This is a genomic window from Bradyrhizobium sp. KZN70725 (genome assembly GCF_055264925.1).
Window position 1 is genome coordinate 275,832 of the sequence record NZ_JBUYWT010000002.1, and the last position, 25,125, is coordinate 300,956.

Sequence of the window (25,125 nt, forward strand, 5' to 3'; positions counted from 1 at the left end):
GAAGCCCTAGTTGCTTGCGAAATAGAGCGGCGTCCTGAGCGTGATCTGGTAAGCAGGCTTTGGTACCCACATGATCTGCGCGGTCACGCCAAACAGTCGGTTGTCGTTGTCGTCCATCCGGTCAAGGTCCAGTCGCACGATCGGCTGGGTAAAGGAGGAGACCGACGCGCGGCCCAAGAGCTCGGCGCCGCCGAAAACCTGCACGCCCGCGCGGCTCGTAAGCTTCCAATTGTTCGGCCATTGGTAGTAACCGCCGACATAGCCCATGATATCGGAATGGATGGTCGCGAGTTGACTGCCGATGACAACCCGTGTGTCCTGCACACCCGCGAGCAACCCACGAGTCTCGTCCTGGTCGAACGCATAGTCGAACTCGAAAACATTTGTAAAACTCGTGGTAGCAAACGGTCCATTCGGAATCGTCTGGGTAATGGTCGATTGCCAACTCAGGGTCGGAATCGAGCCGCCGTTCTGATTGTAGAGATCGGCCTGAAATCCAAGATTCCAGCTCGTAATCGCCACGGACGACCAGCCGGTCATCGGAGTGCTGGTCGAGCTGGCTGATACGCCGGCATAGAGCGAGACATTATCGTTCACGTCGATCGTCATGGGAAGATCGACCACGACGCTCTGGGCGCCCGGCATCGCCGCACCGCCCGCAATCGCAGCCAGGCTGCCGGCGTTCGAGATGGCAGCGGATTGCAACGCCGCGAGCAAGGACGAATTGCCGAAGCCGACCGCCAGCGCACCGGCGGGCACCCTCGCGTAGGTGGTTCTCATGTCCAGGTAGACGTTCGGCGCGCTCGACACCCCGTTCGCAGAATCATCGTCTTCATCTCCAGCACGGGCAATTCCGCTGGAGAGGCAAATCAAGACGGCCAGCACCAATCCCGGGAAACCAACGCAATTGCGCGCGTTCAGCGCTCCAACCTTCCCCGTAACCTGCAAAACACTCTCCTCGAACGGGGTCCTTATCGGCGATGTCTGACAGTAGTGATGCGGCCAAGCTGATCGATCGAGGGAGCGACAGGCACTATCTCGGTCATCGCCCACCATGCGCCATCCGGTGAACCCGGCACATTCCGGGAAAAGATCGTTGAAACGATATCGGCAATTCGTCGGAACGGTCTATGCAAATTCTGCCAATGCACGGGCGCACCGTATCGCGGCAGGCTCCTACGGCAGATCCGGCTCCTTGGTGTCCTCGAATAAGGCCGGTTCGCCCAACGGCGGTTCGGACGTTTCCGCAAGCCAATGGTGAATGACCGCCGAAGGTATCGCCCGTCGCGGTGTGCAGGGGTTGATGGTGCCCGCGGTCACGATGTATCCTTGCTCGAACTTCTGGCGGGCAAACCTCTGGGCGTCGAGTTCTGTCGGAAAGCTCTCACTCTGTCTCGGCTGTCGTTGCGTGGATGTCTTGCGCATCCTTTTCGGCACCTCGAACGAAACATACCAGGCCTTCGTCAGGTCAATCGACACGGCGCCCTTCCGGTTGGTTTTCCCTGCGGGCTCGCCTCGTCTCGGCTAACCCGCTGTAGCTATACGCTTTCGACATCACGATCTTGAGTCGCGTCCATCACGCCCGCGCTGAAAGCCCTCGACAAAGGATTCTGGTAATCGATCCTGGCGTTGCGCAGTCCAGCTCTGCCACCGTGCGACATATCGCTGTCCCGGCCCGCCGCTCGAAGCGTCTGCGAAGGGCTCTCGCCGAACAGCTTGCGATACTCAACCGAAAACCGTCCAAGCTCGAAAAAGCCGAAGCAGATCGCAATTTCCGTCACCTTTGCTGTCTCGCCGTCCACAGCGAGAAGTGCCTGCCTCGCCTGATTCAGTCGGAGCACACGAATTCGACGGCACGGCGACTGGCCGTAAACGCTCCTGAACGCTTTTCGTAGAGTACGCTGGCTCACTGAGAGCCGGTGGCATATCGCGGGGATGCGAGGCGTTTCTTCAACGTTCCCCGCAGCGATGGCCTCGGCCCGCGCGACAAGAACGCGATATCGATCGCTGGCACCGCCAATCATTGGTCGGTGCCTTTCGATCGCATCCAAAAAGCCGATGAAGTGAGGAAGCTACCCCGAATATGGGCACGCAACCCGTTTGCATGGCCCCCTGACTGACCGCTTCGCGCGGATGTGCAGATCAGATCGGCAATGGCAATAGGAGCGGCGCAGTACATAATAATTGACCTCAACGTCTGGCTTTACCTCTGCATCTCGCGTCTTTCAGCGCGAAGCGTCTTGCCATTTCGCGCCAATCATTGATGCATGGTCTTCCGGGCCGCCTTGCCGCCGAAAAAACACAGCTCGAATACTGGTAATATGCTAGCGCGACGCTCGTTCGCGGGGCGATGCGGGGCCGCTACCTGCGTCGTGGCCTTGCGTTTTCGCGCCTTCCGCGTCCACTCAGTGCAAGCCGCCCATGCGCTAACCTTTGCTGGCGCGGGCCTTGCCATTCCCTTTGGCGGCCTGCTGCTGCCGATATGCAATCGGCGGCATTTTCATCAAACGCGCAAAGCTTCGGCTGAAACTGCTCGCTCCGGTGTAGCCAAGACGTAAGGCGATGTCCGAAATGCGCTCGTTGGACTCCGCAAGGAGGCGGCGGGCCGTATCGAGGCGGACTTCGGTGACCAATTCGCTGTAACTTGTCCCCATACCAGCGAGGTGTCGCTGCAATGAGCGCACGCTCACGCCCAGTTGGCGCGCAGTGCACTGCACAGATGCGTCATCCTGACGCAGCAACACCGAAATCGCCGCGCGGACAGAGTGTCGGGATGGCGAAGAGACGGGTTTCATGTGCACGTCATGAAAGATTGCAAGCGTGATCTCCTTACTCAAACCGCTGCTTACGATCTTCTTATAATGTGATCGAATTGGTAGGCCCGTCTGGCCATGAGCCGCCTAAATTGCAATTCTGGCATTAAGATCAATTGCACACGTCCCAGCCTCGCATGCACCGCTGCGACGCGACACCCAATGCACCCGGCGAGCAAATCTCGAGATCGCTCCTCAGTGCCGCGACGACAAAGTACGACCGTAAAAATGAACGCCGCAGGCAGGAGACGAGCAACATGAGCGGAATTCCCCTAACCCGCTGCCAATTCGTGATTCCGTTTGCAGACATTCATAACGAGCTGGGAGCTCCCACTGCGACGCTCCTGTCAAAATTTGGTCTCCCGACAGCGCTGCAAGAAAAAGCCGATCATTATGTTCCGATATTGCCTGCCATATTGTTTGCACAAGCCGCGCAGAGATCGCAGGGCATCACGGATATTGGCTTTCCCGCTTCGCGGCGGCTGCAGTTCTGCCACCGGAGCGATAAGCTGCGAACCATCATCAGCTACTCTCCGACGCTGTACGTCGCCCTGCAGCAAGTGTGCAAATGGGCATCGCTCGAAGACACGAACCTGTACATGTGGCTGGAGCGCCGCGATGATCGTGTAAGAATTTGCAGCAAGCTGGGCGGGACTGCCGGCATGCTCCATCTTGAACACTCACAATGGCTGCAGAACGTCTTTGTCGTCCACATCGTTCGACAGTTAGCCGGATCGGAGTGGACTCCCTCAACGATGGCCTTCGAGGCAAATTATGCGCCAGGCTCGGAGGCTCGGGCATTCTGGCGGAATACGCGCTTTCTGTCTTGCCAGGAAGCCTCCTGGATTGATGCACCCGTTGCGCCTCTGGACCTCCAGCCTGACACACAATAAGGTGCCGAATCTCTCCGAGGACGAGCCTCAGCCGTTCGCCGACGAATTTGTCCGCGCACTTAAGCTGATGCTGCCTTCTTACCTGGATGAGGGAATCCCGGCGGTCGCGAAAAATCGCTGAGATGGCCGGCACGAGCGTCAGGAGTTTTCAACGCAAACTCTCGAACGTCGGCCTGACATATTCGAGCTTGCTCGAATTGATCCGTTTTGAGAATACCGCCAAGCTGCTATGTGAGACGGACGCCAAGATCATCGAAATCGCGTTTTCTTCCGGCTATGCCGATCCGACGCATTTTCCGCGTGCATTTCGCCGTATTTCCGGCGCTGCGCCACGCGAATTTCGGGAGAAATGAAGACCGCCGTAGGCGCAGGCGCAAGCTCGCTATGAAAAGTGCCTCACGCGTGCTCGTCAATGTCGAGCAATTCGGGTCTGCACGAGCGGCGGTCGGACGGCGGCGCGTCAATAGATCGGACGCAGTTGGAGCCCGGAAAGGCCGAGGGTCACATTGACGGCTACCGAGCCCTCTACCGAAACGGGCTGCAACGCAAATGACCGCCCCGAGCCACCGACAAGAACGTTGACGCCGGCGCCTAAACCGAGGCCGATGTCGCCTGACGCCCCGACATATTCGCCGGCGAGGGCACCGGGCGGAGGGCCTGCCGTCGGGGCAAGGACCGCCCAGGCGAGTGCGCCGCCGGCTGAAACGCCGATATCGATTCCGACGGTATTGAGGGCGCCTTCATAGAGTTGAGTCGGCAATGGCGGGTTCTGTGTAAAGCGACATGACATCGATTGATGGCCAAATATGACAAACCCGACGCTAGGGTCGAGCTTGCAAGCCAGCATGCCGATTTGGGTCCACGATGCCTGTTGGGCGCCTGCGGAGGACACAGAGCCGGACCATGCGCAGAGAACGCAGAGGACGGCCAGAATTGGTGCACGCATTCGCTTCCCGATCATCTCGCAAAGACTAGTTAATCGCGGGCCGGCGCTTGGTCCTGACCGCGTTCTGTTTTCGTAGAGGAGCATGTGAGAGCCGACGAGGCTATGCAAAATCGGACAGCCGAACCCGTCGTCAGGCCTTTCTGTCGCGTCGATCCGACGCGGTTTGCGACATCAGAAGCTTGGACCTCAGTTACTTTTTGAAGACGGCGTTACTTGCGAAACCGCGCGAAAGCTATTTGCAAGAACATCCCAACACCTGACGCATGTCGGGCCGTCAGCTCAATGCGCGCCGGGCCATGATGAAAACGTCGTAACTGGACCGCCCTCCATTTCTGCCGATTTTGCACAGGCGGCCAGTTTTGCGCTGTCTAGGGTCCGCACCGACCAACCTGCCGGACGCTTCCGGCCGATCGTAAGGAGAACGAGATGCGTAACAAGAAGGCCTGTAGATTTGCATGGCATTGCTGGCGGCGACATTGGTGCTCGACACCGGGACCGCGTGCTACGCACGGAGACCTGAAGACGATCGGCACGCCTTCTGCTGCACAAGCCCAAATTGTGCCATCGCTCATCGTTCTCAATTCGCGGGGCGCAACGTTGCAGGGCGATAGCCTTGTCCTCACAGGGATCACGCCGAACTCGATCATATTCGCTGACCGACCTGTGCGCGCCGCGGGCCATCAGCTCACGGCTGATATCATTGCGGACTGGGGCGCGGGCAAGGACAGCTTTGCCAGCGATCCTCCGCACGCGACCGTTTCGGCTTTCAACAGCAAGGACGGCTCCGTCAAGGACGCTGTCGTCGTCCTGAAGAATCCGAAGCTGGACGGGGACGAGCTGATCTTCACCGTTCAGACACTCGAGCGCGATCTCACCGGCGCGGACGGCGCAGCCTCGATCTTCATCGATATCATCGGCCGCCCTTTACAACGCTTTCCTTTGCGGGCGTCACGCGGCGCACGGCATACCGGGGCGCAATGTATGCCGGTGCTGCTGCTATCGGAGCTGCCGCCGTCGGAGCCGCCTACGCCCGGCCCCATTGCGGCTATCATCCCTATCCTCCTTGTTACTGAACAGGTCTCGCGCCGGGCGGCGCCTAGCGGCCGCCCGTGGAAGGACCAGCGATCACTCTGCGTGTCAGCAGCCGCCCCTTTTGGCCTTCACATTGGCACAGTTCGCGGAACCGCGTCGTTGACGCGTCCCTCTTAGCTAGTGTCCCGAATCCAAAGTTCGCATCATTTGCCGCACCTTCGGAGCGAACTTCGGATTCGATAAGGACACTAGCAAACCTATGATTCTAGTGTGCTTTATGAGTGCGAAGTTCGTGAAAGCAGTTGCCGCGAATACCCTGCAGCACAACCGACGACTGATAGGGTTTTGTATGAAAGCTTATCAGTGAAAGATCGCCCATTAGTCAGGAAAGCCAAATTACCTTTCAAATGCCCGTCACTCTTTTCTAGCTTTCAATCAATCACCGCCGAAACAATCGCGTCCGATAGCTCTTTTCGGAAGCTACCGAAGCGGTGTCAAGCGAGAGGCCCTAACGGGCTCAAGGAGCGTTGCTCTCCGAAGGTAAAGGTCACACGTTCGAATCGTGTCGGGTGCCCCAACTATCCTTATCGTCCAAAATGATGCGCGGGTTCTATCTCGATCTACAGCGCGCACGGGATTGTCTGAGTAAGCAACCTGATCAAAATCGCCGCTGCTAGGCGACGCCGATCGGGCCGAACTGCGAGTCGTCTGGTGCACGCCCTGATCGGAGTATGGACAGGCTGTCTGTTCTCCCGTCACAAGCCAACTTCAGCCGACTAGGCCAAGTCCCCTCCACGTCTAGGTGTAGGCATCTGAGCAGGCGACGCCAGTGTTCCGTAAGGGCAACAAGCTGACCATGCGGGGCAGCAAACAACGGGCGCAGCGCCAGTGGCGTACTTGGGTTGCATCTAGATCACTTTGCGGGCACGAGCGCCGGGGCGCCCTTGTCCTTGATCAGGAGCACCAGGAATTTCGCCGGCTGAGTGGCGCTCGCGTTCCGGTCGACGACATGAACGTCGGCAGGGCCTTCATAGAAGGACTGTCCCGGCGTCAGTGTCACCTCTTGTCCGCCCTTCAGCTGCATCACGACGGAGCCTTCCAGCACGTAAACAAACGCATGTGCATTGTGCCGATGGATGGCGCTCGAGCCGCCGGGTGCATGCTCGACCGAGATCATCAGAGCTTCGCGGCCGGGACTCTCCGCAAGGTCCTTGGACATCAGTGGCGTGACCTTCGGCTGCTGAGCCACCGCCGTGCCGGCCGTGAGGCACAGAAGAATCAATGCCGCGAGTTTGATCGTCATGGTCGCCTCCTTAGTTCGCCCGGGATCCGCCCCTGAGAGACCGGGCGTACCTCCCGTGGAGATCAGGCCGCTGCCTTTGAGCGGCGGATCCATTCGTCCAAACCGATGCGGCCGAGGCGCGCCTCGCCGAGCGGCACGAGCGAGTGCTCGCTGACCCGGCCGCCCCAGTATCGGGCCTCGGGATCGCTCACGACCTCGCGCGGATCGCCAACCGCCTTGAGATAGCGGGCGATGATTTCGTTGAACGGGGCGCGTTCCGGCCCTGCGATCTCGACGAAGCCGCCACGCGGCGGCGCGAGTGCCACATCGGCAACGATGGCGGCAACGTCGTCCGACGCGATCGGCTGGAACAGGATGGGCGGGAGCCTGACTTTGTTGCCGTCCACGCTTGAATCGGCGATGCCGCCGAGGAACTCCATGAACTGCGTTGCGCGGACGATGGTGTACGGGATGCTGGAGGTCTCGATCAGTTTCTCCTGGGCGACCTTGGCGCGGAAATAGCCGTTGTCGGTCCGGTCGGTCGCGACGATCGACAGGGCGACATGGTGCCGGACGTTCGCTGCGGCCTCGGCCGCGAGAAGGTTGCGGCCGGAGGTCTCGAAGAATTCCAGCACCGCCTTGTCTTCGAATGAGGGCGAGTTGGCGAGGTCGATCACCACCTGCGTGCCCGCCATGGCCTCCTTGAGTCCTTCGCCGGTGATGGTGTTGATACCGCTTCGGGGCGAGGCGGCCACGACCTCGTGCCCGCCTTGGCGCAGATTGGCGACGGTCTTCGAACCGATCAGGCCGGTACCGCCGATCACAACGATCTTCATGGTGATCCTCCGTTGTCGTTAGACGTGCTCAGGTTCTAGCTTCATCATGAGCGCATCACTCTACGGTCGTTCGAGCGATGTTGGGGCGGGCGAGAAGCGAGATAAACTCACCCGGCCGCATTCAACGATACCATACGCGAGGCTTTGCCGGCGGTCCGTGATCGGTCAACAGGGTTGATCGATCTGCAGCCGCCCGAACGACTCATTTGCGCGTTGAGAGGGAGCGTGTGCCCCAGGCTGCCGGGTTCAGGTCTTGTTGGGGACGCATGTCGGCGGCGGCCGACGCCGGGCGGTAGCGCCGGATCGCGCCGATGATCACGACCACGAAGGATACCAGCACGATGCCTTGGACGATGGCGAACGGCGGCTCGGCCGGCGGCACGCTTGGGGCCAGCGCATGCAATGCCGGCACTTTCAGGAAGGACTGAATCACCAGCACGAAGACGTTGAGATACAGCGAGAGGAGCGCAGTGAGCACGTAGATCCAGCGCCAAGATCCGGCGAGCCTCCGGCCGTAAAGCCCAAAACAGGCGATCCCCAGCAGAACCAGCGAGAGGATGGAAATCATGTGGGACGGCAACAACTTATCGATCAGCAGCGGGGGAATCAGAAGCCCCGAAGCGCTGGTCAGGATGGTGGATGCAAGGAAAACGGCGGTGAGGTTCGGCATCCGCTTCGAGCCGAGCATCCCGAACATCACGACCAGGCCCGCCCCGATTGCAACCAGGCTGATGATCACGTGGACTATCGTGAACGTCGCCAAGCTCATACCCAGCATCATGATGCGCCTCCGAATTCGATCCAAGCCATTGTCGCCTCCATCTGTTTCGTAGCCCCACCGTTTAACGGATCGAGCGTACGCGTGCCCCAGAGGGATTGAGGCGGTTGTAGAGATATTGCTGCTTAGTGGACGCCCTCGACAATTTCCGGGAGTTATGCGTACGCGAGGGTCCGCAGCGGACGCTGCAAGTGACCGGGTGCGATCGAATCCGGGCAGCCAGGCCGGGGCCGCTAACCGGTGCAGCCGATAGGCGGACGCGCAAGAAAGGCAGCAATCGCTCTACAGCCAGGGCAATCGCTCTGGCGCGGCGGCACCATCGGTCCGCTAAATCATCTCCGTGCCCATATTGACGCACGGATGAAAGATGATCCGAAAAGCATCATCGTACCCCGCAAGCCGCGCCACAGACGCGGTAACGGCCGGCCCGGGCAGCACTACCCGCCCGCGTGAGCGGCCCGAACCTAGCTTCAGGTCGAAACTGCCGTGACCAAGCGTTCAGCAAAACGACCGACAGGTTTTACGGAGGGCCGATGCGTCCGCGGGACGTATATTCCCTCGGATCGGGCGGCGGAGATCACCAGATCGCTGAGCTTCACCAGCCCATCGCGCGTGCTGGCGCAATTCTCCGCGGACGATGGCTTTCCCGGCACGGCGGCTGCCGAGAGCGGAGTGCTGCGGCACTTTGCTTTCAGGCTCGGAGACGTTGACGGGCGTTCCGACATTCTCACGCAGAGCGCCCCGATACACGATGCGAGAATGCTCGAACATATGCTGCCTTTCGTAGACACGCGCATGTCCAATGGCGGGCCGGGCGCGAAGAGCAACGCTTTAACCTCCGCCAATCGTGAAAAGCCGCGTCAAGCGAACTTTCCCACCGCCGGGGGCCAGCGAGGGAGCTTTGCCCGCACCATCTTCTGGGGCGTCCACGCGTTTCCTGCGACGAATGTCAGAGGCGAAACACGGTTCATCAAATTCAAGGTCGAGCCGGTCGGCGGGGAGGTCATGCTGTCCGAGGACGAAGCTAGGACAAAGTCCGCCGACGTCTGGAACGATGACCTCGAGCTGCGGATCGCGGCACGCGATGTCCGCTTTAGCGTGATGGCGGTGCTCGATTGTCCCGGCGACCCGATCATGGACGTCACAATCCGCTGGCCGGACGAGGACAAGCGCGAAGCGGTGCGGCTGGGCACGATCGTCATCACCGGTTTGGAGACGAATGAGGTGTGGAACGGGCTGGCCTTCGATCCGGCAAATCTTGCCGAAGGCATCGGGCATCCGCCGGACGAGGTATTTGCGGCCCGCTGCGCCGCCTACGCCGCATCACGGACCCGGGGGGCGCTGACCTGACTTTCTCATGCTTCTGCTTCCGTCGAACCCAGTTTTTCGCGGCGCCACGTGCCGGGACTCACACCGACGGCGGACGAAAACACCCGCGTGAAATGACTTCGATTGGCGAAGCCGGCGGATATCGCGATTTCCGATAGCGGCAACTCGCGAATGGCCATCAACTGCTTGGCCACCTTGACGCGCTGCCGAAGCAGACACCGGTGTGGCGGCAGACCGGTGGAGACACGGAACGCGCGGGAGAAATAGCTGACCGAGAGGTCGAACTCGGCCGCGATCTGCTGCAGCGAAACCGTTCCTGCGAGATTGGCTTCGAGCCTTTCGCAAGCTCGCCGGACCTGCCACGGAGCAAGGGCGCCGCGTGCGGGCTTGCTGACATGCAGGCCACCATAGGCCTCGGCGACGTGCACCGTGAGCGCAAGCATCATGTGATCGACGAAAAGCTGGTTCGCTTCGGATGGCCGGCGCAATGCCTGCATGAGCGAAGCCCCGATATTGCGAACGATTTCGTCGCGGAAGCCGGTGCCGAACTGGCAGTCGAGTTGGCCCACGCGCCGCGCGCCGGCCTCTTGCGCGACACCGTTAAGCGCCAGCGCCGGCAGGTAGAAGTGAAGGGAGTGGAACGGCCTTTCGATCACGAAGCGCGGATTGTACTTCAGGTCGTAAAGGTACGTCGTGCCCGCCTTCAAACGCACTTGCCCCGCTCCAATATTCGCAGTTGGGATAGTCGCGAAGTTTCAAGCTGACGATGTACGCGTCTTCGAGGGGAATTTCGCCGCAGAGACCGTGAACGGGATTGTCGTCCCGAGTTTCGGTGACGGCGACGTTGACACCTCGGATGGACCGAGTGGTCAGCGATGACGGTGCCTCTCGAAGGCGAAGAAATTCGCTGTACTTCTGACCGTGGAAGCCGCTCTGCGCCATGGGCCGGTCCTGCTGGCCGTGCCGGGCGGCGGATGTCGTCATCCCCGCACGGTGCGTGGACTATCGGACGCCAGAAAGCGGTCGTCCAGCTTTCGTCGAAGCTTCACTGCCCTCTCCGACACGCAAGAACGTCAGTGGTGCTGACCATCTCATGTGCGGCGCCTCGTGCACGGACCATGGCCCGGTGCGGCAACGGAATGCGATTTCGGGCGCCTGACAGCACATCGGCGGTTCAGCATTGGACAATCCGGGGCGAATTTGGGCAAGACGCCGCATCGGACTGCGGCTAGAACGGATAGCTCGAAAGCTCGATCCGGGTGCGCCTCAACGACGAGGACGGTCCATGAGCAGTCCACGCTTGAAAGATACTTCGCACAATCAGCGGGACGCGACTCCGGCACCGCCGCGCGATTTTCCGATCGGCGAGCAGCGCCCGCACGCCGACGAGGAAATGACGCGCGTGCTGAAGATGGCGCCGCTGCAGATGGCATCGGATCCGTCCAGCGGCGTGATCACCTTCTGGAGGCATGATCCCCTGCACGACGTGGTCAAGCCGATGGTCGATCATGTGATCATGGCTTTTCCCGCCGAGCCGGTTCGATTCGAACGCCGCGACGGAAAAGCGTTTTTGAACGGAATGACGCGTCCCGGGACCGTAACGGTCATTCCGGCGGGTTCATCCTCGCGCTGGGATATCTACCAGCCCTTGAGCGTCGTCCACCTCTACCTTCCGCAGACAACGCTAGAACGCGTTGCCCACGAAGCCGGAACGGCCGCTCCCGGCGACCTTGTGGAACGAACGGCGCATCCCGACCCCATTACAGCCCGATTGCTGCTGAGCGCGGCGGACGCCCTGGAAGGCTGCGCCGCGCTGGATTCGTTGTTCAGGCACCAACTGAGCGATCTTCTGGCCACGCGATTGCTCGCCGCGCACGCCGGCTCGCCGGCAACGTTCCAGCCGGTCATCGGCGGGCTGTCGCCCAAGGTACTCAGTCGCGCCATCGAACGTCTGCGTTCGGATAGCGATGCGGACGTCTCGCTTGCGGCGCTTGCTGCCGACGCCGGCTTGTCGCGCTTCCACTTCTGCCGCGCCTTCAAAGAAAGCACCGGGCTCTCGCCGCATGCCTGGCTGCGGCAGCGCCGGCTCGAGCAAGCCATGAACATGCTGCGCGATACCGACGTGTCGGTCGTCTCGGTCGCAGCCGCGCTCGGTTATTCCACCCAGACCGCCTTCGCCGCAGCGTTCAGGAAACTGACCGGCGAAACCCCCAGCGATTGGCGGAGACGCATATCGTGATGGTTTCGGCGACCGTGGTTTAACGTTTCAAGTACAGCGTCGAAAGGAGAGAGGCAATGAAGACATTTCTTAGCATCGGCGCGGGCCCGGGGATGGGTTTCGCGACCGCCGAACGGTTCGCCAAAGAAGGTTTCCAGGTGGTTTTGGCCGCCCGCAGTCTCGCCAGGACCAAAGAGCTGGCCGAGAGATTGACAAGAAAAGGATACAAGGCGGACGCACGACGGGTAGACTCAAGCGATCCGAATGGCATCGCGGAGCTGGTCGCTGAAGTTCAGAAACAGCGCGGCTCGATCGACGTCCTGCACTACAACGCCGCATCCGCGCGCAGGGCGGCTCTGTCTGAACAGCCTCGCGATAGCTTCAACGAGGATCTCGCCGTGAACATCGGAGGAGCGCTCGTGGCAGCGCAGGCTGTCGCTCCGATGATGGAAGAGCAAGGATCGGGTGCGATCCTGTTGACGGGAGGCGGCTTCGCACTCGCTCCCAGCGCGGACTTTCTTTCGATCAGCATCGGCAAGGCCGGCATTCGCGCCCTGGCCCACGCACTTTTCGAGCCGCTCCGGGACAAGGGAATTCACGTCGCGACGGTGACCGTCTGCACCCTCGTGTCTCCGGAATCGAAGGAGGCCTCGGCGGTGGCCGAGCAGTTCTGGCATCTCTACAGCCAGCCCAAGGACTCCTGGACCGTCGAAACCAGCTACGCCCCTGCGGCACATGAAAATGCTGCGTGATACGGACGAGACGTCCTCCTAACGCAGCCGCACTGGGGCCGTTCCTCGCCGGCCACATTCGTCACAGGAGGTGACCGCAATCCCGAGCGATTGCCGCACCCGCATGAGTTGGCAGCAATCGCTCTACAGGTAGGGCAATCGCTCTGGGGCGACCGCAGCTCAGATACGCTAGATCATCGCAATGCCCACATCCAACCGGATGGAGAAGAAAGATGATCCGCAAGAGCACCGTCGATTCCCGTGCGATCGCACTGCATTTTTCGAACTGGTCCACAATTTCCGTCTTCGCCAGCAAGACGGCCGAGACCGTATCCGACTTCGCCGTCGTGGTGCGCAACCTGGTCATGGACATTCGCGACAGCTACCGGCCCGAGCTGCACTACATGCGCGGCCCCGGCCCCAAGTGGCGCGCCAAACATCAGCCCTGGCTGGCGTTCGACGCTGTCCCGAGCGACCGGCGCAAACGCGTTCACTAGCAGCAATCGCGCGACAGGTACGGCCATCCCTCTGGGGCAGCGCTACGCGGGGCGGACTAGACCATCACCGTCCAACGAACGCCATTGGAGATCGACGATGATCCGGAAAACCTTCGTCAACCAGCTTACAATCACATCGCGCCGGCGCGGCCTTGCCAAAGCGGTCGTGTACGGACTTTCGCTGTCCGTGCGCTTCACCTCGGCAACCGGCGAAGAGGTGGAGATCCCGGTGCAATCCCTGCAGAGAACCTATACCGCGATCTCCATCACGACTCGGGACCGCCCTTGGCTGCCCTACCAGGATTGGGTTCTGGGCTCGGCTCAGCCCGTCGTTCTTCGACAAGGCTGGTCGCTGAAGTCTCCGATGTCAGCGCGCACGCCGGAGTGCCTCCCCCCATAACGGGCTGACGCCCTCGTTTAACGCCTTCGCGTCGTCGTCGATCGCCGCCCTTGGTGAAGGGTGGCGGCGGTAGCGCGCGGACTTTCGGAAGTCCAAACCAAGGAGCAAAGACATGAGATTAGTCATCATCGGCGCCGGCTTCGCCGGCATGTACGCCGCCCTCTCCGCCGCCCGCCTGCGCGACATCCGGGGCGTTTCGCCGGAAGAGCTCGAGATCGCGCTGGTTTCGCCGGAACCGACGCTCGTCGTGCGCCCCCGGCTGTACGAGCCGAAGCCCGAGACCCTGACGGCGCCGCTGCTCGATGTCCTCAACGCCATCGACGTCAACTACGTGCAGGGCAGCGCCGAGACGATCGACACCAAGTCCCGCTCGGTGCAGATCGCAACTGGCAAAGGACCCCGGAAGACGCTGTCCTACGACCGCTTGGTCGTAGCCACCGGCAGCAAACTGTTCCGTCCGAAGATTCCGGGCCTCGCCGAGCACGGGTTTGCCGTCGACTCGCTCGATGACGCGGTGGCGCTCGACAAGCACCTGAAAGGCCTCGCCAAGCGGCCGGCTGTGAACGGCCGCGACACCGTCGTCGTGGCGGGCGGCGGTTTCACAGGCATCGAGGCCGCAACCGAAATGCCGGCGCGGCTGCGCGAGATCTTCGGCAAAGGGGCCAAGCCGCGCGTCATCATCGTCGACCGCAATCCTGCGATCGCCCCCGACATGGGCGAAGGGCCCCGCCCCGTCATCGAGGACGCCTTGCGCAAGCTCGGCGTGGAAACCCGGCTCGGCGCCGGAGTCGCCTCGCTCGACGAGTCCGGCGTCACGCTCTCCAGCGGCGAGCACATCGAAAGCGAGACCGTGATCTGGGCAGCCGGTATTCGCGCCGCGCCCTTGACCCAGCAGATCCCCGCCGAACGCGACAATTTCGGCCGGCTGCTGGTCGACCGCGATCTGCGCGTGCCGGGAGTTGACGGCGTCTTCGCCACCGGCGACGCCGCGCGCGCCGCCTGCGACAGCGACGGCAATTACGCGCTGATGTCCTGCCAGCACGCCACGCGGATGGGCGCGTTCGCAGGCAACAACGCTACCGCGGAGCTGCTGGGGGTACCGACCAAACGCTACCACCAGGAGGGTTACGTGACCTGCCTGGACCTTGGCGAGGCCGGTGCGCTCTTCACGACTGGCTGGGAACGCAAGGTGGCCATGGTTGGCGACGTAGCCAAGAAGACCAAGCAGGAGATCAACACCGTTTGGATTTATCCGCCGAAGGCCCAGCGCGCCGCCGCGCTCGCCTCGGCGGATCCGGAGCGTGTGACCGACGTGACTGGCTTCCTCTAGACCCCTTCACGCGAAACGGGTCGCGCTCCGTGCTGGCTGCGCGGCCTGCTCCAGTGAAACCAGCCAGCAGCCATACATGAAACGGGAGACGAACATGAACCTGCACATGACTTCACCCTCCGCTGGACCAAAGGTCGACGAGTTGGTCCCGTCGCGCTACGCGCTGAAGATCGGCAACATCGAGGTGATGGTGGTCAGCGACGGCGTGCTGCTATTGCCGGGTGCGATGCTGGCCCACAACGCCGAACCGGCGGTGCGGGCGGCCTGGCTGAAGGAGAATTTCCTGCCGCCGGACGCGTTCGATTGGGCGCTGAACGTGGTCGTGGTGAAGAGTGGCGGCCGGACCATCCTCGTCGACGCCGGGATGGGGACGGAGTTTCCGGACCTGGAGAAGGCCGGGCACGTGATCCCTCGGCTCGAGGCAGCCGGTGTCGAGCTCACGTCCGTGACCGATGTGGTGCTGACGCACATGCACATGGACCACATCGGCGGACTACTCATGGACTGTGTGAAGGAGGCGCTGCGTCCTGACCTTCGCATCCACGTGGCGGCTGCCGAGGTCAAGTTCTGGGAGGATCCCGATTTCTCCAAGGTCGCCATGCCGGACGGATTCCCGGACGCGCTTCGCAAGACGGCCAAGAAGTTCGCGGCTGAGTATCGCGACCAGTTGCGGACGTTCGAGGATGAGTGCGAGGTCGCCCCTGGCGTGCTCGTCACGCGTACAGGCGGCCACACGCCGGGGCACAGCATCGTTCACGTGACGTCCGGCGGCGAGCAACTGACATTCGCCGGCGACCTTGTCTTCACGGTCGGGTTCGAGCACCCCGACTGGTTCAACGGCTTCGAGCACGACCCCGAGGAAGCGGTTCGCGTTCGTATCAAGCTGTTGCGTGAAGTGGCTGAAACCGGCGGTCTGCTGGTGGCCACGCACATGCCGTTCCCATCCATCGGGCATGTGGCGGTTGCGGGCAATGCTTTCCGCTGGGTGCCGGCCGTCTGGGACTACTGACCGCTATCGGGCCGCGCTTCGACGGCGGGGCGCGGCCCTTTCACCTGGATCAATCTGGAGCTCGACGACGATGAAACTTGAGACCGTGCGCGCGAGCGCGTTCGCCATGCCGCTGACGAACCCGGCCTTTCCGCCCGGCCCCTACCGGTTCGTCAACCGCGAATACTTCATCATCCAATACCGCGCCGATCCGGAGGCATTGCGCCGCATCGTGCCCGAGCCGCTGGAAGTGACCGAGCCGGTGGTGAACTACGAATTCATCCGGATGCCCGACTCCACCGGGTTCGGCGACTACACCGAAAGCGGCCAGGTCATCCCCGTGTCGTTTCGCGGCCAGGCAGGCGGCTTCGTCCACCAGATGTTCCTCAACGATCATCCACCGATCGCCGGCGGGCGCGAGTTGTGGGGCTTTCCCAAGAAGCTGGCGCAGCCGAAGCTCGCCGTCGAGATCGACACGCTGGTCGGCACGCTGAACTACGGCTCGGTGCGCATCGCCACCGGCACCATGGGCTACAAGCATCGCGCCCTCGATATCGAAGCCGAAGCGAAGAAACTCGCTGCGCCGAATTTCCTGCTCAAGATCATCCCGCATGTCGACGGCACCGCACGCATCTGCGAGCTGATCCGCTATCACTGCGAGGATATCGCCGTGAAGGGCGCGTGGACGGGGCCGGCTGCGCTCGACCTCTACTCGCATGCGCTTGCGCCCGTCGCCGAGCTGCCGGTGCTGCAGGTGTTGTCGGCCAAGCACGTCGTTGCCGATCTTACCCTCGGGCTCGGCACCGTGGTCCACGACTATCTGCCGGCCGTGCGGCGACGCGGAGCGACCTCCGAAGCCCCCATCGAAGCCAGAGCCGATTGAACCGTCATCACCATCCAAGGAGCCCTGCAATGTTGAACGTGATGCGCGAACAGACCCATCCGGTAGCGCAGCAGACCCGGTCGCTGCCCTACGACGTCGTGGCGTTGGTCCTGCAGGGCGGCGGCGCGCTCGGCGCCTATCAGGCCGGCGTCTATGAGGGCTTGCATGAGGCCGGGATCCGGCCGAACTGGCTGGCCGGCATTTCGATCGGCGCACTCAACGCTGCCATCATCGCCGGCGCCCCGGAAGAAGAGCGCGTGGAACGGCTGCGCGAGTTTTGGGAGATCATCTGCGCCCAGTCGATCGAATGGCCGGCGGGAGAAGGACTGGCCAATGCCCTGCCTTTTGCCTTCGACATACACTCGATCCGCAATGCGCTGGCGGCGATGCGGGCCCTGGTTCAGGGTCAGCCGGGCTTCTTTCGGCCGCGCTTCCCTTCCCCGCTTTTCTCGCCGTTCTCTGGCGATGCGGCGACCAGCTTCTACGACACCGCGCCCCTGCTCCGGACGCTGGAGAAGCTCGTCGATTTCGACCGACTGAATTCCGGCGAGGTGCGCGTCAGCGTCGGCGCGGTCAACGTCCGCACCGGCAACCTGACGTATTTCGACACCGCCGAACGCCGGCTCTGCCCGAAGCACTTCATGGCCTCCGGCGCCCTGCCGCCTGGATTCCCAGCCATCGAGATCGAGGGGGACCACTACTGGGATGGCGGCGTTGTCTCCAACACACCCTTGTCACGCGTGCTGTCCGGCGAGCCGCGCGACACTCTGACCTTCCAGATCGACCTTTGGTCGGCCAGAGGCCGCGTTCCCTACGACATGATGGAGGTGTCTAGCCGTCAGAAGGACATTCAATATTCGAGCCGCACGCGCGCCGTCACCGACCAGGCGCTGCGCATGCAGAAAATGCGTCAGGCCCTGCAGCGGGTGATCGAGCGACTGCCCGAGGCCGCAAAGAGGGATCCGGAAATCCGCGCGATCGCGGATATGGCCCGCCATCGCTCCCACAACATCATCCACCTGATCTACCAGACCAAGCTCCACGAAGGTCATTCGAGGGACTACGAATTCGGACTGAGCGCGATGCGCGCCCACTGGCAGAGCGGGTTGGAAGACATCCGCCGCACGCTCGCGAACGGACGGCGCCTCGATCCGCCCCCGCCCGAGCTCGGCATCGTCACCCACGACATCCATCGCCGCGATTGAGCTTTCGCGTCGCCCTTATATCAGGAGAACACCATGCCGACCCTTTCCGACGCTCCCGAGCAGAACGCCGCGACGGAGCTTCGTCCACCGCCCGGGCGATCTGCGCCGGCACGTTCCGGCGCCGCCTCGTGGACGATCATCCTGGTGCTCGTCCTGCTCCTGGTGGCCACCGATTTCGTCGCCTACGTCAGCTGGACGCTTGCTGACGGGATCGAGGTTTCGGCAGCCGGCTACGTCGCCATGGCCGCCGGCGTGCTGTTCTCGCTCGTCGTCGGATGCGGGCTCACGGCCCTCATCTTCTGCAGCAGTCGGAACGGGTACGACGAACCTCCCGTGCTGATCGGCTCGGACGCGACTCAGAAGCGAACGAATCGACCGATGATTGAATTGCAGGCCATTCGGACGGACCGCAAGCTTCCACTGCAAGATCGACGTTGAAAGGAATCTGCCATGTTGAAGGGCAAAGTAGCCGTCGTCACTGGATCGACCAGTGGCATCGGACTTGGAATCGCCAGGGAGCTCGCCAGGCTCGGTGCCGATATCGTGCTCAACGGTTTCGGCGACGCGAATGAGATCGAAAACATCCGCAGCGGCATGGAGCGCGATCACGGCGTGCGCTGCGTCTACGATGGCGCCGACATGTCGAAGGGTGAGTCCGTGCTCGGATTGATCCATGCGACCGTCGAAAAATTCGGACGTCTTGACATCCTCGTCAACAATGCCGGCATCCAGTTTACCGCACCGGTTGATGAATTCCCGGCCGCCAAGTGGCAGGCCATCCTCGATATCAATCTCTCGGCGGCATTCCATGGAATCTCGGCCGCCGTGCCGCAGATGAAGCAGCAGCGTTGGGGGCGGGTTGTCAACATCGCCTCTGCGCACGGCCTCGTCGCCTCGACCCACAAAGCTGCCTACGTGGCCGCCAAGCACGGCCTCGTCGGCCTCACCAAGGTCGTCGGCCTCGAGACCGCCGGAAGCGGCGTGACCTGCAACGCGGTCTGCCCCGGCTGGGTGCGAACGCCCCTGGTCGAGAAGCAGATCAGCGACATCGCCACGCAGCGGGGCATCAGTCAGAAGCAAGCTACCGAGGAGCTTCTCGCGGAGAAGCAACCGTCCCTTGATTTCGCATCTCCCGAGCAACTCGGCGGCACCGTCGCCTTCCTGTGCTCGGCCGCAGCAGACCAGATCACCGGCACGGCGATTTCCGTCGATGGAGGTTGGACCGCGCGATAGGCGCGAGTGAACCGGCACGGGCTTCAAACATAGCGGGACCTGCCCACGCAGCAGCATTCCAGCGTGAAGATGCGCTTCGCGCTTCTCCCCCGACAATAGCCCTTTTTTGGAAACTCATGATGAACGTGGATCCATCAAGGTGTTGATAACCATCCTCGCAATGGTCAGCACAAGTATCTTCGCGGCGCATGCTATCGACGCCTTGCAAACGAGCCACCCCGCGGAGGAACCCGACTTCTCGAAAGCGGACTTGCCGCGGCGCTAACAGACGCCAGTTGGCTCACACGGCTTGACGTTAGCCACGACATGAGGCGCGCCTCACCTCACCGCCGAGTCTGAAGAAACGGCAACCCGAGCGCATCCGCTCGGGGCCATTGGCGGCGCGAGCATCTTGGCTGGGATGATCATTCGGGCAGCCCTGCTTGCCGCAGCCCTTCTTCATATCGCGCGACGTCCTTGGCGCGTCGATAAGGGCCAAGGACGTCTTTGAGATTAGAAAGGCGCAGCGTTGGACTGAGTTCTCGCAGCCGAGCCACTGCCTTGCGTGCCTGCTCCTGGCGGCCGGCCATTGCGTTGCTGGCGGCGGTGATGCGTAATCCCGGTCGGTAGTCCGGGCTGCACTGCAATGCCATTTCCGCCCACGATGCCGCTTCGTCATAACGGTCCGAAAAAAAATGTGCGTACGCGGTCCCGGCCCGCATGCCCATCAGCCACGGATCGAGTGGGCTCAGACGAATGGCGCGTGCGAAGCGCTCGATCGCCGCTTCCGGCTCGCCGAGCCAGATTTTTATCCATCCGCCAAAATTCCATCCTTCGCCCAGGTTGGAATTGAGCGCCAGCGCGCGGTCGACCAAGCCGGCACCTACTCCGAGCTCCCCAACGACAAACGCCAACGCATTCCCGCCGGCGGAGAGCGCAATGGGGTCATTCTTGCCCAACTCGACGGCCCGCTGAGTGAGCGTCTTTACTTCTGCAATTGCATTCGCCGTGTCCGTGATCCAGCCGTTGATTTTGGCGATGAGGTAGCAAGACGCTGCACGACCGTAGGCGGTCGCAAATTCCGGGTCGAGCTCGATTGCCCGTTTGAAAAGACGCAATGCCTCCTCGTTCGCTTGCCGGTTGCCAAACTGATGGAGACCGGCCAGACCGCGCAAATAGATGGCGTAGGCATCGAGACTGGCGATCGGCTTGCGTTTGGCGCGCTCGATCTCAGCCTTTTCCACCGCGGGCGCGATCGCCCCGACAACGCTCTCGGTCACCTGGTCCTGCAATTCGAAGATGTCGCCGAGCTCGCCATCGAAACGGTCCGCCCAAATATGCGCTCCGGTGGCGGCATCGACGAGCTGTCCCGTGATGCGCACCCGGTTTGCCACCTTGCGAACGCTCCCCTCCAACACGTAGCGTACCCCGAGCTCACGCCCCACCTGTTTCACGTCGACTGCCCGCGCCTTGTAGGTGAAGCTTGAGTTTCGGGCGATGACGAATGGCTCCTTGAAACGGGACAGCGCCGTAATGATGTCTTCGGCCATTCCATCGGCAAAGTATTCCTGTTCGACATCGCCGGACATGTTCTGAAACGGAAGCACCGCAATGGAAGGCTTATCCGGCAGCGGAGGCGGGCTCTCTGTTGCGGCAGCAAGAAATGGCGCAGCCTCTCGCGCTCCAGTAGGCGCATCGACCTCAAAGGCCCTGATTGTCTCCTGGATGTTCTCTACACGTGGAACGCCAACGTCCGCACCCGGGTCCGTGACCGAGGCTCGCGCCGACAATTCTTCCTCAGTGATCTGACCAACAAACCGGAGGCCTCTGCGAGAAACCGTCCGGATCAGACGTTGCTCTTTGCCGGTGTCCCCTATTGCCTTGCGCACGGCATTGACGTGGCTGGTCAGCGTGGATTCGGACACGATCCGTCCGTCCCACACCGCCTTCAAAAGATCGTCCCTTGTCACGACCTGTTCGCGGTTTTCAACCAGGAAGAGCAGCAGGTCGAACACCTTCGGTCCAACGGGGACGAGTTCGGAGCCTCGCCTGAGCTCGCGCCGCCCGGCATCCAGGCGATAATCTTCAAACAGAAACGGCACTTGTGATCCTTCTTGGACAAGAAGCCAAGGAAAACTCAATCGCAATTCGGGCCGGCTGCAAGGTCTTTTCCGCTGGAAACTGTACACATTTTCACATCCTTCGGGAACAAGGGTTCTGCCCGCCCTGCACCCGACGCGCACTGACGTGCGCATCCCCCCTACGAACCCAGCCAGGCCAGGTCACGGCCACAACCTGCATTCCCGCTGAGGCGAGCATACGTTCATGAACAAGCACATCTCGCGCGATGCCTTGGAGGACGCGTCAGGTGCGCCTGAGGCGTGCCAAGTCACTCCGGCCCATGTCGAGCGACCTCACCCTAGTGCAGAAATGGCGCGGGTGGTCGGGACCACCCCACTTCACATGGCTTTGGATTCCTGCGGCGCCGGCATCGCCCACTGGAAGCATGATCCGCTGCACGACGTCGTCGCGCCCATGAGCCATCACGTGATCATGGCGTACAACGGCACGGTGCAGCGCATAATGCGGCGGACGGGAAGCGCGGTCGCTATCGGTACGCTTCGCCCCGGAGCCGTGATCATCATTCCCGAAGGATCGAGCTCTCGGTGGGATATTCCGAAGCCTGTCGACGTCGTCCAACTCTATCTTCCGCACACCACGCTCGAGCGGGTTGCAGGTGAGCTCGACAGCACCACCTCAACCGATCTCCTGGAGCGGACGGCGCAGCCCGATCTCATTACATCTCGATTGCTCCTGACAGCGGCCGGTGCCATGGACGGCAACGGCCTGGATACCCTTTTCAGGCATCAGCTGATGGACCTCGTGACCACGCGCCTGCTGGCAGCGCATGTCGGTGTGCCGACCACGTTCCAGCCGACGCTGGGCGGCCTCTCACCGATAGTGTTGCGCCGCGCCATCGAGCGCCTGCGTGCGGATAACGATGCGGACGTATCGCTCGCGGCGCTCGCTTCTGATGCTGGTCTTTCGCGATTTCACTTCTGCCGCGCCTTCAAGGAAAGCACCGGGCTCTCCCCGCATGCTTGGCGACGCCAGAAACGGCTGGAGGAAGCTAAAAATATGCTACGCGACACCGACGCGTCGGTGCTCTCAATCGCGGTCGCGCTCGGCTATTCTTCCCAAACCGCGTTCGCCGCGGCGTTCAGGAAGCTAACGGGCGATACCCCGAGCAATTGGCGACGGCGTGCGCGTTAGCGCGTCGCCTATGGCGCCTGCAGGCCTGAATGTCAGGTGCTTTCCGGTCCGCAGCGCCACCTTCGTGCGCCCACCCCGCAGAGCGTGATTTCCTGCACCCGGGAGACCACAATGTCGAACGTCGCCTGCGGAGCTGTGACGATCGGAAACCCGAGCAGCGCCACGGTGTAGCCGGCGAGCATGAATATGTAGCTGCGCGGCGTGCCGTCGAGCAGCGAGAGGTATAGGCAAATGCCGACCCAGAGCGCGACGGCAAGACTGACCGGCTGGACCGACGGCATTGTCTGCTGCCGTCGTCGGCAGCCTTCTCGCGGGCGTCGACGATCCCCTTCCGACGTTCCGCAACTTCTACGGACTGTTCCTCGTCGTTAATGACGAAACAGCAGCAGCCCAGCACCGCAAGGGCCACCGACCCGGCCGACAGGAGCGCAGACCAGTAGTCCCGATGCGGGACGGCTATCGCCAACGGGCTGGGAGGGAAGGCAAGAGGCAGTGAATCGGGATCGTGATCGTCAACGATTGCCTCACGCAGGAGCCGGCAGTCGCGTGCGACATCGATCAGATTGCGCAGGCGGATGGCGAGGCCATTGATGGAGCCGACGCGGGCGGTCGCGGGTCGCGCTTCCAAATTCCGGAAGCTCGGACCGAGCCCCCCGTAGCGGCCTACTCCGCGAAGGCTCGCTTCAGCCGCGGCGCGGCAAAGTCCAGAAAAGCGCGAACTTTGATCGGCAGAAAACGGTTGGCCGCGTAGACGAGGTTGACCGGCATTGCCGGCGGCTGAAATGCATTGAGGACGGTTGTCAAGGCTCCTTCCCCCGGCGCATCATGGAGTTGATAGGCAAAGACAATGGAAATTCCCGCGCCAGCGCACGCGGCGGCGCAAGCCGCTTCGGCGCTGCCGACGATGAGCCGCGTACGCACTGGCACCGCTATGGTCGCCTTGTCCCTGACGAATGTCCAGGAATCGGGTGGCGAGAAGCCGGCATAACTGATGCAATCATGCTCGACCAGATCGTCTGGCGTGCGCGGCGTTCCGCGAGCCGCCAGATAGGTGGGACTGGCGCAGACCACTCGGCGTGTGCTGCCGAGCCGTAACGCTATCAAGCTCGAATCCGGGAGCTCGCCGATCCGCACCGCGATATCGATTTGCTCCTGAGCCAGACTCAGTTTTTGATCAGTAGGGATCATCCGGACCTTGATATCCGGATAAGTCTTGAGAAAGTCCACGATGATCGGCATGAGGATGATACGCCCAAGACCCAGCGGGGTGGTCACAGACAACTCGCCAGTCGGCGCGGTATACTCACCGGACGCTGTACGCTCCGCTTCACTCACGTCCGTGAGGATACGCTTGCAGGCCGCAAGGTAGGAAGCGCCTGTCTCGGTTAACGCCAGCTGTCGGTTCGATCGGTTGAAGAGCTTCGTCCGAAGGTGAGACTCGAGCTCAGATACGTTGCGGCTCACCGTTGTGAGCGGTGTTTTCAACCGGCGCGCCGCCGCGGACAAACTGCCCTGCTCGACCACGGTCAGAAAGGCTCCGAAGCAATTGGAGAACTCTCGCCGCGGTCGCGGGGCGCGAGTCGAACCAAAGCCCCTTTGCGCTAGCAAGTCTGATGCAGCATCGCCTTGCGCTGCTCGCCGCCCGCGTGGCTGTGGTCCCTGCCGATGCCAGAAGCGACGCTGCCAATCTTCGCCAGCTTCGAACGGCGCTCAATGTTCCCGCTGGCGTCAGCGGCCCCGCCGGCGCCGCTCGCATCAGGCTGATGACCAACAGTCCGAGGACTATGTGACGCCCTCATGGTATGCCACCAAGCAAGAAACCGGGAAGGTGGTGCCGACTTGGGTGGGTGCGCAAATCCAACGATTCGTGCCCCCGGGTTGCCGGACGTCGATGCCGACAGTAAGCGCACGATGTCCCCACTACACCGCTCGACCTCATCGGTTGACGGTTGAGGCCGAATAGACAGTCGCGGAGAAAGCGAGCGGCGCGAAACCCGCCGCAGAAGAGCAAAATCCGGCCAGGAACACCGGCACTGCCATGAGCACTTGGCTGCTCAAGGACAGCCCAACGAGCGCGATCATGATTCCTCCGCGATCATGCCGGCCAGGCGATGGTCGACGATAATCGCGAGCAGCAGCAAGGCCGCGACATGGAGGCTGGCGGGCAGGTCCCCTACCCCGAGAAATGTGTCCACATTTTGCGCGAACACAGTCGCCGCCTCGCTCAGCATCGCAATGGCACCCCAGAAAACGGTGTGCGGATTTCGTCGGCGCACGGACGGCACGGCCACAACGCTAAGCTGGCAGATCGGCACAATGGCCGCTGCCGCGGCCCAAGGGCTCAGATCGATCCCGCGAAGCAGCGCCTGTCCGTCGATGTCGCCCGATGCGGTCACCAGCGCCTGGGCGAGCCAGAACGTGCGCAGAGTTGTCAAAGCGACGCAGCTGACCCGAGCATGTCTAGGGCACTCGAATATCT

General features: G+C 62.1%; 28 protein-coding genes and 2 pseudogenes. 16 read left to right on the forward strand and 14 right to left on the reverse strand.

Annotated features, from left to right (window positions below):
• Positions 1-6: 6 nt before the first annotated feature.
• The 4 genes from ACZBJS_RS03250 to ACZBJS_RS03265 form a co-directional block, all read right to left on the reverse strand.
• Positions 7-948, reverse strand: a complete 942-nt coding sequence (locus ACZBJS_RS03250) for a hypothetical protein (protein WP_463438342.1) — start codon at positions 946-948, stop codon at positions 7-9.
• A 228-nt stretch (positions 949-1,176) separates the two neighbouring features.
• Positions 1,177-1,479, reverse strand: coding sequence for a hypothetical protein (locus tag ACZBJS_RS03255; protein WP_063790084.1), 303 nt, complete (start codon positions 1,477-1,479; stop codon positions 1,177-1,179).
• A gap of 59 nt (positions 1,480-1,538) precedes the next feature.
• Positions 1,539-2,024 (reverse strand): helix-turn-helix domain-containing protein, encoded by a 486-nt coding sequence (locus ACZBJS_RS03260; protein ID WP_316398792.1) that lies wholly within the window; start codon positions 2,022-2,024, stop codon positions 1,539-1,541.
• A gap of 402 nt (positions 2,025-2,426) precedes the next feature.
• Positions 2,427-2,837 (reverse strand): helix-turn-helix domain-containing protein, encoded by a 411-nt coding sequence (locus ACZBJS_RS03265; RefSeq protein ID WP_463438343.1) that lies wholly within the window; start codon positions 2,835-2,837, stop codon positions 2,427-2,429.
• Positions 2,838-3,070: 233 nt separating this feature from the next.
• Here ACZBJS_RS03265 and ACZBJS_RS03270 point away from each other — a divergent pair, with 233 nt between their 5' ends.
• Together ACZBJS_RS03270 and ACZBJS_RS03275 are read left to right on the forward strand one after the other, a co-directional pair.
• Positions 3,071-3,706, forward strand: a complete 636-nt coding sequence (locus ACZBJS_RS03270; protein WP_316398790.1) for an AraC family transcriptional regulator ligand-binding domain-containing protein — start codon at positions 3,071-3,073, stop codon at positions 3,704-3,706.
• A 122-nt stretch (positions 3,707-3,828) separates the two neighbouring features.
• A complete protein-coding gene (locus ACZBJS_RS03275; RefSeq protein ID WP_316398789.1) occupies positions 3,829-4,059 on the forward strand; it encodes a helix-turn-helix transcriptional regulator in 231 nt (76 codons plus the stop codon).
• Between the two features lie 107 nt (positions 4,060-4,166).
• Here the strand turns inward: ACZBJS_RS03275 and ACZBJS_RS03280 are convergent, their stop codons facing one another.
• The gene (locus tag ACZBJS_RS03280; RefSeq protein ID WP_463438344.1) at positions 4,167-4,736 is read right to left on the reverse strand and encodes a DUF992 domain-containing protein; all 570 of its coding nucleotides are present in this window, start codon (positions 4,734-4,736) and stop codon (positions 4,167-4,169) included.
• 342 nt (positions 4,737-5,078) lie between these two features.
• On the opposite strand from ACZBJS_RS03280, the gene ACZBJS_RS03285 reads away from it, so the two are divergent.
• Positions 5,079-5,861: a hypothetical protein gene (locus ACZBJS_RS03285; RefSeq protein WP_456851543.1), complete on the forward strand. Its 783-nt coding sequence runs from the start codon at positions 5,079-5,081 to the stop codon at positions 5,859-5,861.
• Positions 5,862-6,597: 736 nt separating this feature from the next.
• Here ACZBJS_RS03285 and ACZBJS_RS03290 read toward each other — a convergent pair.
• The 3 genes from ACZBJS_RS03290 to ACZBJS_RS03300 form a co-directional block, all read right to left on the reverse strand.
• On the reverse strand, positions 6,598-6,987 hold the full coding sequence (locus tag ACZBJS_RS03290) for a cupin domain-containing protein (protein WP_316398787.1): 390 nt from the start codon (positions 6,985-6,987) through the stop codon (positions 6,598-6,600).
• Between the two features lie 62 nt (positions 6,988-7,049).
• On the reverse strand, positions 7,050-7,802 hold the full coding sequence (locus tag ACZBJS_RS03295) for an SDR family oxidoreductase (protein WP_316398786.1): 753 nt from the start codon (positions 7,800-7,802) through the stop codon (positions 7,050-7,052).
• Positions 7,803-8,004: 202 nt separating this feature from the next.
• On the reverse strand, positions 8,005-8,583 hold the full coding sequence (locus tag ACZBJS_RS03300) for a hypothetical protein (protein ID WP_456851547.1): 579 nt from the start codon (positions 8,581-8,583) through the stop codon (positions 8,005-8,007).
• Between the two features lie 483 nt (positions 8,584-9,066).
• On the opposite strand from ACZBJS_RS03300, the gene ACZBJS_RS03305 reads away from it, so the two are divergent.
• Complete coding sequence (locus ACZBJS_RS03305) at positions 9,067-9,930, forward strand: catalase (protein WP_463438345.1); 864 nt, start codon at positions 9,067-9,069, stop codon at positions 9,928-9,930.
• 5 nt (positions 9,931-9,935) lie between these two features.
• Here ACZBJS_RS03305 and ACZBJS_RS03310 read toward each other — a convergent pair whose 3' ends face one another.
• Positions 9,936-10,622, reverse strand: coding sequence for a helix-turn-helix domain-containing protein (locus ACZBJS_RS03310; protein WP_463438346.1), 687 nt, complete (start codon positions 10,620-10,622; stop codon positions 9,936-9,938).
• A 572-nt stretch (positions 10,623-11,194) separates the two neighbouring features.
• On the opposite strand from ACZBJS_RS03310, the gene ACZBJS_RS03315 reads away from it, so the two are divergent.
• The 10 genes from ACZBJS_RS03315 to ACZBJS_RS03360 all read left to right on the forward strand — a co-directional run bounded on the left by ACZBJS_RS03315 (position 11,195) and on the right by ACZBJS_RS03360 (position 19,394).
• Positions 11,195-12,148: a helix-turn-helix transcriptional regulator gene (locus ACZBJS_RS03315; RefSeq protein ID WP_456848452.1), complete on the forward strand. Its 954-nt coding sequence runs from the start codon at positions 11,195-11,197 to the stop codon at positions 12,146-12,148.
• A 56-nt stretch (positions 12,149-12,204) separates the two neighbouring features.
• Complete coding sequence (locus ACZBJS_RS03320) at positions 12,205-12,879, forward strand: SDR family NAD(P)-dependent oxidoreductase (protein WP_456851553.1); 675 nt, start codon at positions 12,205-12,207, stop codon at positions 12,877-12,879.
• Between the two features lie 212 nt (positions 12,880-13,091).
• On the forward strand, positions 13,092-13,355 hold the full coding sequence (locus ACZBJS_RS03325) for a hypothetical protein (protein ID WP_316398780.1): 264 nt from the start codon (positions 13,092-13,094) through the stop codon (positions 13,353-13,355).
• Between the two features lie 97 nt (positions 13,356-13,452).
• A complete protein-coding gene (locus tag ACZBJS_RS03330) occupies positions 13,453-13,755 on the forward strand; it encodes a hypothetical protein (protein WP_463438347.1) in 303 nt (100 codons plus the stop codon).
• Between the two features lie 112 nt (positions 13,756-13,867).
• On the forward strand, positions 13,868-15,085 hold the full coding sequence (locus tag ACZBJS_RS03335) for an NAD(P)/FAD-dependent oxidoreductase (RefSeq protein WP_456851555.1): 1,218 nt from the start codon (positions 13,868-13,870) through the stop codon (positions 15,083-15,085).
• A 76-nt stretch (positions 15,086-15,161) separates the two neighbouring features.
• Complete coding sequence (locus tag ACZBJS_RS03340; protein ID WP_463438348.1) at positions 15,162-16,094, forward strand: MBL fold metallo-hydrolase; 933 nt, start codon at positions 15,162-15,164, stop codon at positions 16,092-16,094.
• A gap of 70 nt (positions 16,095-16,164) precedes the next feature.
• Positions 16,165-16,956, forward strand: a complete 792-nt coding sequence (locus tag ACZBJS_RS03345; RefSeq protein WP_463438349.1) for an acetoacetate decarboxylase — start codon at positions 16,165-16,167, stop codon at positions 16,954-16,956.
• A gap of 29 nt (positions 16,957-16,985) precedes the next feature.
• On the forward strand, positions 16,986-18,161 hold the full coding sequence (locus tag ACZBJS_RS03350) for a DUF3734 domain-containing protein (protein WP_463438350.1): 1,176 nt from the start codon (positions 16,986-16,988) through the stop codon (positions 18,159-18,161).
• Between the two features lie 33 nt (positions 18,162-18,194).
• The gene (locus ACZBJS_RS03355) at positions 18,195-18,599 is read left to right on the forward strand and encodes a hypothetical protein (protein ID WP_463438351.1); all 405 of its coding nucleotides are present in this window, start codon (positions 18,195-18,197) and stop codon (positions 18,597-18,599) included.
• A 12-nt stretch (positions 18,600-18,611) separates the two neighbouring features.
• Entirely contained in the window at positions 18,612-19,394 is a 783-nt protein-coding gene (locus ACZBJS_RS03360; RefSeq protein WP_463438352.1) for a 3-hydroxybutyrate dehydrogenase, read from the forward strand.
• A 404-nt stretch (positions 19,395-19,798) separates the two neighbouring features.
• Here the strand turns inward: ACZBJS_RS03360 and ACZBJS_RS03365 are convergent, their stop codons facing one another.
• Positions 19,799-21,475, reverse strand: coding sequence for a winged helix-turn-helix domain-containing protein (locus tag ACZBJS_RS03365; protein WP_316398772.1), 1,677 nt, complete (start codon positions 21,473-21,475; stop codon positions 19,799-19,801).
• 223 nt (positions 21,476-21,698) lie between these two features.
• Here ACZBJS_RS03365 and ACZBJS_RS03370 point away from each other — a divergent pair, with 223 nt between their 5' ends.
• Positions 21,699-22,646: a helix-turn-helix domain-containing protein gene (locus ACZBJS_RS03370; protein ID WP_463438353.1), complete on the forward strand. Its 948-nt coding sequence runs from the start codon at positions 21,699-21,701 to the stop codon at positions 22,644-22,646.
• An 80-nt stretch (positions 22,647-22,726) separates the two neighbouring features.
• On the opposite strand, the pseudogene ACZBJS_RS03375 reads toward ACZBJS_RS03370, so the two are convergent.
• Together ACZBJS_RS03375 and ACZBJS_RS03380 are read right to left on the reverse strand one after the other, a co-directional pair.
• Positions 22,727-22,903 (reverse strand): annotated as a pseudogene (locus ACZBJS_RS03375) (FUSC family protein); the annotation flags it as partial.
• Between the two features lie 406 nt (positions 22,904-23,309).
• Positions 23,310-24,176: a LysR substrate-binding domain-containing protein gene (locus tag ACZBJS_RS03380; protein ID WP_316398798.1), complete on the reverse strand. Its 867-nt coding sequence runs from the start codon at positions 24,174-24,176 to the stop codon at positions 23,310-23,312.
• 247 nt (positions 24,177-24,423) lie between these two features.
• Between ACZBJS_RS03380 and ACZBJS_RS03385 the strand changes: the two are divergent.
• Positions 24,424-24,507: pseudogene (locus tag ACZBJS_RS03385) on the forward strand (FMN-binding negative transcriptional regulator); the annotation flags it as partial.
• A 74-nt stretch (positions 24,508-24,581) separates the two neighbouring features.
• On the opposite strand, the gene ACZBJS_RS03390 reads toward ACZBJS_RS03385, so the two are convergent.
• Positions 24,582-24,728 carry a hypothetical protein gene (locus ACZBJS_RS03390; RefSeq protein ID WP_316398799.1) on the reverse strand — a complete coding sequence of 49 codons (147 nt, stop codon included), beginning with the start codon at positions 24,726-24,728 and terminating at the stop codon, positions 24,582-24,584.
• Positions 24,725-25,081: a hypothetical protein gene (locus ACZBJS_RS03395; RefSeq protein ID WP_463438354.1), complete on the reverse strand. Its 357-nt coding sequence runs from the start codon at positions 25,079-25,081 to the stop codon at positions 24,725-24,727. Before ACZBJS_RS03395 ends, ACZBJS_RS03390 begins: the two co-directional genes overlap by 4 nt.
• Between the last annotated feature and the right edge of the window lie 44 nt (positions 25,082-25,125).